The following is a 7,817-nucleotide window of genomic DNA, read 5'->3' as shown; positions in this document are numbered from 1 at the left end:
GCGGCGACGGTGGCCGCGTGTTGCGCGAGGCGCGCCCGGATGTAGGGGTGCGGCGCGGCATAGCCGGGGTGGGTGCGCTCCCAGGCCGTGAAGTACGAGCCGAGGACGACCATCCGCGTGGCGCCGGCGGCCCGTGCCGCGCCGGCGACCCGGACGGTTCGGTCGACGAGCTCCCGGGCGAGGTAGTCGTCGACGGGGTCGGCCAGGGCGCTGCGGTCGTCGGGGCCGAGGCAGTGCACCACGAGGTCGGTGCCGGCGGCGACGTCGGCGTAGGCGGCGTCGCCGGCTGTGTTCGCGTCGAAGTGCCGGTAGGTGACCCCCGCGGGCAGGGGGGCGACCGGCGGCGTCCGCGCTGTGACCACCACCGTGTGGCCGGCCGCACCGAGCCGGTCGGCGATGGCGGAACCGAGGAACCCGGTGCCGCCGACGACAAGTGCGTGCACGCCTCTCCTCCCCCCGGCCGGCCTGCCGGCACATTCTAGGGGTGGACTCCGTTCTCCCGGTTGCCACCGTTGATTCGGCGCCCGGCTGGGGGCGGATTTACGATGGTCCGCAGCCCACAGCGATGGAGGAGACATGGCCGCCGCCCCCGACACCGGAACCGACCCCGACGTGCCCGCCGGCAAGCGGCGGAGTCGCCGCGGCGTGTGGGCCGCAGCCCTCGGCGGCGGCGTGCTGCTGGTGCTGGGAGGCGCCTATGGCATCGGCTATGCGCTGTCGGGTGAGACGCTGCCCCCCAACACGACCATCGAGGGAGTCCAGGTGGGGCGGCTGACGCCCGCAGAAGCCGAGACGGCTCTGGCGGCCCAGCTGGCCGAGCGGTCGGCGCAGCCGATCACGCTGACCGGCGACGCCGAACACCAACTCACCCGCACCCCGGCGGAGTTCGGCCTGGGCGTCGACTACGCGGCGTCCGTGGCCGAGGCTGGCGCCCGGAAGAGCTTCAACCCGGTCGACATCTGGGACAGTTTGACCGGTGGCGCGGCGCACGACGCGGTCGTCACCCGCGACCAGGCGGCGCTGGAGGCGGCCTCGGCCGAACTGGCTCAGCAGGTGAACGTCGATCCGGTCAGCGCCGAACTGGTCTTCGAGGAAGGCCAGCCGGTCGTCAAGGAGGGCACCAACGGCCGGGTGCTGGACGCCGCCGCCACCGGCGACGCCCTCTCCGGCGCCTACCTGGACTCCACGAGCGTGGACGCCGTCATCACCGAGGCCGAGCCGGACATCACGACGGACGAGGCACAACAGACGCTGACCGAGTTCGCGGCGCCGGCCGTGTCGGCCCCGGTGACGATCACGGCGGGCGACAAGGCGTTCGACGTGACCCCCGCGATGATCGCGGCCTCGCTGAGCTTCGTCCCCACCGACGGCACGCTCAAAGCCGAACTGAACGCCCAGACGCTGCTCGAGCAGGCGCGCAGCACCCTCGCCGGGCTCGGACTCGACGAGGCGAAGGACGCCACCGTCGAACTGCGCGACGGCACGCCCACGGTGGTGCCGGCGGTCAACGGACTCGGCGTCGACCCGGAGGCGTTGCGCAGTCAGGTGTACGACGCACTCACGAAGACGTCCGACCGCACGGGCTCGGTCGAGGCGACCGAGGTCGAGGCGGGCTTCACCACGGCCGACGCGGAGGCTCTCGGCGTCAAGGAGGTCATCGGCGAGTTCAGCACGAACTACCCGGCGACGGCGTACCGCATCACGAACATCGGCAAGTCGTCGAGCCTCATCAACAACACCCTCGTCAAGCCGGGGGAGACCTTCAGCATGAACGCCGCCCTCGGCGAGCGGACGCTCGCGAACGGTTGGGCGGCCGGCGGCGCCATCGACGGCGGCCGCGTTGTCGAGCGCATGGGCGGCGGCATCAGCCAGACGACCACGACGCTCTTCAACGCCGCCTTCTTCGCCGGCATGACCGACGTCTACCACAAGCCGCACTCGCTGTACTTCAGCCGCTACCCGATGGGCCGCGAGGCGACGCTCGACTGGAACTCCGTCGACATGAAGTTCAAGAACGACAGCCCCTACGGCGTCCTCATCCAAGCCTTCACGAACAACCCGTCCGTCGGTGGCACCGGCAAGATCACCGTCCGCATCTGGAGCACTCGGGTCTACGACATCAAGGCGTCCGACCCGGTGCAGAGCAACTTCCGCGATCCGGGCGCGACCATCAAGGACAACTCCGAGGTCTGCAGCCCGCAGAGCGGCATGCGCGGGTTCACGGTGAACTTCAACCGGCTCTGGTACCAGAACGGCAACCTGGTCCGCACCGAGCCGTTCAAGTGGACCTACAACACCCTCACGCCTGTCGTCTGCACGAACCCGAACGCCCGGGCGGACCGCATCGAGCGCTGATCGCCGATCTCCTTGGCGGTTCGCGTCGACGGGACCGGTTCCTCGGCCGAGGTCCCCCGGTTCAGTCGGTCATCCGGATGAAGCCGGACGCCGCCAGCGCGGCCGTCGTGTCCGCGTCGCTCGTGCGGACCTGGATCGACCGCGCGCCCATGCGCGTCGCCCACCATGCGGCGGCGACCCAGGTGGCCTCCTGTCCGCCGGACAGGGTCACCCACTCACCCTCGACGCGGGCTGGCACGCCGTCGAACACGGCCACCTCTCCCTGGGCGGGGACCGAGGCCGGCGGCGTCTGCCCCTCGAGCAGGGCGCTGATGCGCGCCAGCCACACCTCACCCTCGGCGCCGGCGCGACGGGCGAGGGTGTCGAGGAGGGCGCGGGGCGTCGCGGCCGGGTTGCGGCCGGTCGCGACACCCACGCGACGGGCGGCGTCCACGACGGCGCGGCCGAGCACGTGGGTGGCGCCACGCCGGTCCACGAGGGTGAGCGAGGCCGCGTCCAGGGCGGTCACGAAGCCGAGCACCTCGGTGCGTTGCCCCTTGTCGATCACACGAACGCTCACCCGCTCGCCCACCTCCAGCGGCGGGTCGAGCAGGGCGATGGCGTCCGGTTGGGCAGTGTGCACGATGAGCCTCCCACGCGTTGTAGAGTGTGCTTCCGAGTCCGGAGTTGGCCCGATTCAAGGAGCAGGTTCATGACCTATGTGATCACCCAGCCGTGCGTCGACGTCAAGGATCTCGCGTGCGTCGAGGAGTGTCCCGTCGACTGTATCTACGAGGGCAACCGGATGCTCTACATCCACCCCGACGAGTGCGTCGACTGCGGCGCCTGCGAGCCGGTCTGCCCGGTCGAGGCCATCTACTACGAGGACGACGTGCCGGCCGACCAGGCCCAGTTCTACGACGCCAACGTCAAGTTCTTCGACGAGATCGGCAGCCCGGGCGGCGCCGCGCGGCACGGGAAGATCGACGCCGACCATCCGATCGTCGAGGCGCTCCCGCCGCAGGGCGAGTGAACACCCCCTGGTCGGACCGGCTGTCGCAGCGGCTGCCCGACTTTCCGTGGGACACGATCGCGGGCGCGCGCGAGCGCGCCCGCGCCCACGCCGACGGGATCTGCGACCTGAGCGTGGGAACCCCCGTCGACCCGGTGCCCGCGCTCGCCACCGAGGCGCTGGCCGGAGCCGCCGGTCAGTGGGCCGGCTACCCGACCGTGTGGGGGACGCCGGCGTTGCGGGCCGCGATCCGCGGCTACCTGGAGCGCCGGTGGGCGAGCGTCCCGCTGACCGACGCGAACGTGCTGCCCGTCGTGGGGACGAAGGAGTTGGTCGCCCATCTGCCGCTACAGCTCGGCCTCGGCGCCGACGACGTCGTCGTCATCCCGACGACCGCCTACCCCACCTACGAGGTCGGGGGGCGCATCGCCGGCGCCACGGTGCTGCCGACCGACGACCCGGCCGTGGCCGCGGCGTCCGGGGCGAAGCTGATCTGGATCAACTCCCCGGCCAATCCGCACGGCGCGATCCTCTCGCCCGCGCGCATGCGGGCCTGGGTGGCAGCGGCCCGCTCGATCGGGGCGGTCTTGGCGTCGGACGAGTGCTACGGCGAGTTCGCGTGGGACGCCGAACCTGTGAGCGTGTTGCACCCCGAGGTGAACGGCGGCTCGCTGGACGGGTTGGTCGCCGCGTTCTCGCTGTCGAAGCGGTCGAACGTGGCGGGCTACCGGGCGGGCTATCTGGCCGGGGATGCGACGGTGCTCGGGGAACTGCTCGAGGTGCGCAAGCACGGGGGGCTGATGGTGCCGGGCCCGGTGCAGGCGGCCATGACGGCGCTGTTAGGCGATCAGGCCCACGTCGAGGAGCAGGCGGCCCGCTACCGCGCACGCCGCGCCCTGCTGCGTCCGGCACTGGAGGCGGCGGGTTTCCGGGTGGATCACTCCGAAGGCTCGCTCTACTTGTGGGTGACCCGCGGTGAACCCTGCCGGGTCACCGTCGACTGGCTCGCCGAGCGGGGCATCCTGGCCGCGCCGGGCGACTTCTATGGCGCCGCCGGTGCCGAGCACGTCCGGATCGCGCTGACGGCGTCCGACGAGCGCATCGCCGCCGCTGCCTCTCGCCTCTGACGCACAATCACCCGTGCGCCGAACCGTCACACGGGGCCACACGATCCCACGCGAGACCGTTCCTGGGGGTGCGACGCGGGCTTCAGCCGCCGGGCGTGGGGCTGGGGGAGGGCAGGTCGAAAGTGATCGTCACGCGGGTGCCGCCGGTCCCCTCGCCGGACCACCAGCTCAGCGTCCCGTCGGAGGTCCACGTCCGGTCGCCGAGCGCGACGCTCGCGGGTCCGTAGTTCGCCGCCTGTGCCACGGCGATGTGCGCGACGGACCAGGCTTCGGCATTGTCCGGCGCTTCGACGATCACGCGTGCCCCCTCGGCGCGAACGTCAACCGCGGAAGGCAGCGTGCGCTGCAGGAAGGCCACCATGCCACCCGGATCGCCGGCCGGCGGCCGGGCGACGCGGCAGGTGAACGACGCCGGCGTCTCCCCGGTCAAGGCGCTCGCGAGCCGGCGGGCGTTCTCGACGTGGCGCCGGTACCCCTGCGGGTGCCCGGAGCGCTGCACCGTCTGCGCCACGTCGTTCACGTCGCCGCTCGCCCAGCCCTCCACCTCCACGAGCGCGTCGAAGAAGGCGTTCGACGCGTGGTACGGGTCCTGCACCTGCGCGGGCGTGCCCCATCCCTGCGACGGCCGCTGCTGGAACAGACCGAGCGAGTCGCGGTCGCCGTGGTCGAGGTTGCGGATCCCCGACTCCTGGTAGACCGTCGCCAGCGCGATCGTGGACGCCCTCGGCACCAGTCCGTGCTGGGTCGCGACGCCCACGATGATCGACGCGTTGGTGGCCTGCTCGGTCGTGAGGGTCACGTCCGCGTCGGCGACGCGCGCCACGCACTGGTCGCTCATCGGCAGCGGTGTGGAGCTGACCGTGAAGACGATCACCACGCCGATGAGCACCACCGCGGCCAGCAGCGCGGCGACGACCAGCGCGACGAGGACGCGACCCAGGGCGCGCACGGATCAGTTCGCGTGCAGCGCGGCGTTGAGCTCGATGCCGGTGCCCTTGCGTGCCTTCACCAGCACGGCACCCGTCACGGAGTCGCGCAGGAACAGCAGCCCGTCGCGTCCGGACAGCTCGACCGCCTTGACGATGGCACCGTCCGGCAGGGTCACCTTCGTGCCCGCCGTGATGTAGAGCCCCGCCTCGACGACGCAGTCGTCGCCGAGCGAGATGCCCAGACCGGCGTTGGCGCCCAGCAGGCACCGCTCGCCGATCGAGATCTGCTCCCTGCCGCCGCCGGACAGCGTGCCCATGATGGACGCGCCGCCGCCGATGTCCGACCCGTCACCCACGACGACCCCCGCCGAGATGCGGCCCTCGACCATCGAGGTCCCTAGCGTGCCGGCGTTGAAGTTCACGAAGCCCTCGTGCATGACCGTCGTCCCCGACGCCAGGTGGGCGCCCAGCCGGACGCGGTCGGCGTCGGCCACGCGAACGCCAGAGGGCAGCACATAGTCGACCATCCGTGGGAACTTGTCGACGCCGAACACCGTGACGTGCCCGCGGGCCGCCCGCAGTGCTGCCCGGGTCTCCTCGAAACCCTCGACGGCGCACGGGCCGGCCGACGTCCACACCACGTTCGGCAGGACGCCGAAGATGCCGTCGAGGTTCAGCGAGCGCGGCGCGCACACGCGGGCGGACAACAGGTGCAGGCGCAGGTAGGCGTCGGGCACCGACGCAGGAGCGGCGTCGAGATCGATCTCGGTGAGCACAGCCTGGAGGGTGACCCCGCGATGCTCGTCGGTCGTCTGCGCGGCCAGCAGGCTCTTGGGCACCTCGGCGCCATCGGCCGAGCCGAGGGCGGGGGCGGGGTACCACACGTCGAGGACGTCGCCGGCGGCGGTGGTCGTCGCGAGGCCCCAGCCCCAGGCTGGTCGCGCGGAGGAAGCGGCGGTTCGGGTCATGCGGGCAACCCTAGCGGTGGCTGCCAGCTGTTCCGGCCCGGGCGTCTTGATCCACGACGCCGGGGCCGGAACCGCGCTCACGACCACGTGACGGTCAGCGGATCCTGGGTGAGGTTGACGGCGTAGGCGCGGTCGGCGTCCACGTCGGCCTTCACGTTGCCCGTGCGACCGTCGAAGCTGGCCACGGCGTGCGCGTCGATCTCGAAGTGGATCGTTCCGCTCGCCGTCAGGGTCGCCACGTCGAGGGCGGGTGTGAAGCCGGCCCACGGGTCGTTCTGCAGCTGGTAGCTCACCTGATTGTTCTCGATCGTCACCGGTCCGGGGTCGACACCGAACGGGCAGTTCCCGGGCAGCGTCTCGGTGGACGCGAGGCACTCGTCGAAGCGCCCCTTCACGGCGGCCAGCACGGCTTGCGTGCCGGCCTCGCTGAGAGCATGTTCGGGCGTCAGCTGCGCGGGTTCGGCCGTCGGGTCGGCCAGCAAGGCGGTCGTGGTGCCGTTCAGCGTCACGTACTGGTTCGTGGACGCCGCGGTGTACGTCCCCGGGAACACGGGGCTGGTCGTCTCGGTGAGCGTCGCCCCGTTGACGGTGAGGGCGGCCACGGTGGTCGTCGTGAGATCCCCCAGGCCGTCGGCGATGCCCCAGTGCGTGCGGCCGTCGCCGGTCAGGTCGAGGGTGGCCTCCACCGGCTGGGTGCCGATCGTGTAGGTGACGTCGGCGGTCGCCTTCGTCTCGTCGCCGGGGTCGAACGCGACGGCGCCGACGGCCACGTCGGTGATGGCTGCCGCCTCGCGCGATGCGGCCAGCACCTCGTCGGTCAGCAGGGTCGTGTTGGCGGGCTGCTCGGCGAGGGTCTCGAGCGCGCCCGCGGCGTCGGCGTCGGCCAGGGCGGTGAGGTACGCGGTCGTCCTGTCCCGGACGGCCTGCTCGCGCGCCGCCTTCTGGCTGGAGTCCCACCAGAACCAGCCGCCGACGGCCAGCGCTACGAGCAGGAGCGCCAGGCCGACGATCAGCCCGATCCGTCGGCCGCGGCCGGACGCCGCCGGTGCGGTCCCGGCGGCCTCGTCGTCAGGCGCGGTCGCCGAGGCGGCCTCCTCGTCCGTGATCACCGGCGCTGCCGAGGGGGCGGCGTCCGGGGTGTCGAGGACCGCAGTCGCTTCGGGGTCGTCCTCGGCCGCGGGCAGCACCTGGGTGGCCTCGGCGTCGGCGTTCAGAGCCTCGCCCTCCTCCGCCCACGCATCGTCGGCGGTGCTGGGGTCGTTCTCGAACACGTTCTCGTCGGGGCGCTCGTCGGCGTCCATGGCACGTCCTTTCAACGGGTGGGGGCGCCTTTCCATGATGCCTTAAGATTTCTCAGGATGCCCAGCGGTAGGCTGCAACCATGGTGGCAACCGCGCTTCTGGCGCTGCGGGGAGACCTCGTCAAGCTGTTTCGCGACATCGTCGAC

Annotated in this window: 8 protein-coding genes; 3 read left to right on the top strand and 5 right to left on the bottom strand. The window is 71.9% G+C overall.

All coding sequences use genetic code 11. The features are described 5' to 3' along the window. Nucleotides 1-443, bottom strand: a 443-nt coding sequence (locus Q1K57_RS02850; RefSeq protein WP_300078799.1) for an NAD-dependent epimerase/dehydratase family protein, incomplete at its 3' end; no start/stop codon positions are given. 133 nt (nt 444-576) lie between these two features. Between Q1K57_RS02850 and Q1K57_RS02845 the strand changes: the two genes are divergently transcribed. Then, nucleotides 577-2,355 carry a VanW family protein gene (locus Q1K57_RS02845; RefSeq protein ID WP_300078797.1) on the top strand — a complete coding sequence of 593 codons (1,779 nt, stop codon included), beginning with the start codon at nt 577-579 and terminating at the stop codon, nt 2,353-2,355. A gap of 61 nt (nt 2,356-2,416) precedes the next feature. On the opposite strand, the gene Q1K57_RS02840 is transcribed toward Q1K57_RS02845, so the two are convergent. Next, a complete protein-coding gene (locus tag Q1K57_RS02840) occupies nt 2,417-2,977 on the bottom strand; it encodes a hypothetical protein (protein ID WP_300078794.1) in 561 nt (186 codons plus the stop codon). A 69-nt stretch (nt 2,978-3,046) separates the two neighbouring features. Between Q1K57_RS02840 and fdxA the strand changes: the two genes are divergently transcribed. Beyond that, the gene (gene fdxA / locus Q1K57_RS02835; RefSeq protein WP_300078792.1) at nt 3,047-3,367 is read left to right on the top strand and encodes a ferredoxin; all 321 of its coding nucleotides are present in this window, start codon (nt 3,047-3,049) and stop codon (nt 3,365-3,367) included. After that, nucleotides 3,364-4,473: a succinyldiaminopimelate transaminase gene (gene dapC, locus Q1K57_RS02830; RefSeq protein ID WP_300078790.1), complete on the top strand. Its 1,110-nt coding sequence runs from the start codon at nt 3,364-3,366 to the stop codon at nt 4,471-4,473. Before fdxA ends, dapC begins: the two co-directional genes overlap by 4 nt. Before the next feature lie 82 nt (nt 4,474-4,555). Here dapC and Q1K57_RS02825 read toward each other — a convergent pair whose 3' ends face one another. The 3 genes from Q1K57_RS02825 to Q1K57_RS02815 form a co-directional block, all read right to left on the bottom strand. Beyond that, nucleotides 4,556-5,422, bottom strand: a complete 867-nt coding sequence (locus tag Q1K57_RS02825; RefSeq protein ID WP_300078787.1) for a hypothetical protein — start codon at nt 5,420-5,422, stop codon at nt 4,556-4,558. A gap of 3 nt (nt 5,423-5,425) precedes the next feature. Beyond that, complete coding sequence (gene dapD, locus Q1K57_RS02820; protein WP_300078785.1) at nt 5,426-6,370, bottom strand: 2,3,4,5-tetrahydropyridine-2,6-dicarboxylate N-succinyltransferase; 945 nt, start codon at nt 6,368-6,370, stop codon at nt 5,426-5,428. Between the two features lie 77 nt (nt 6,371-6,447). Then, nucleotides 6,448-7,671, bottom strand: a complete 1,224-nt coding sequence (locus Q1K57_RS02815; RefSeq protein ID WP_300078783.1) for a hypothetical protein — start codon at nt 7,669-7,671, stop codon at nt 6,448-6,450. Nucleotides 7,672-7,817: the final 146 nt, after the last annotated feature.

Origin of the sequence: Propioniciclava sp. (assembly GCF_029977985.1) — a bacterium.
GTDB lineage: Bacteria > Actinomycetota > Actinomycetes > Propionibacteriales > Propionibacteriaceae > Propioniciclava.
The sequence above is the reverse complement of the archived record's forward strand: the minus strand, read 5'-3'. Positions and strand labels throughout refer to the sequence as shown.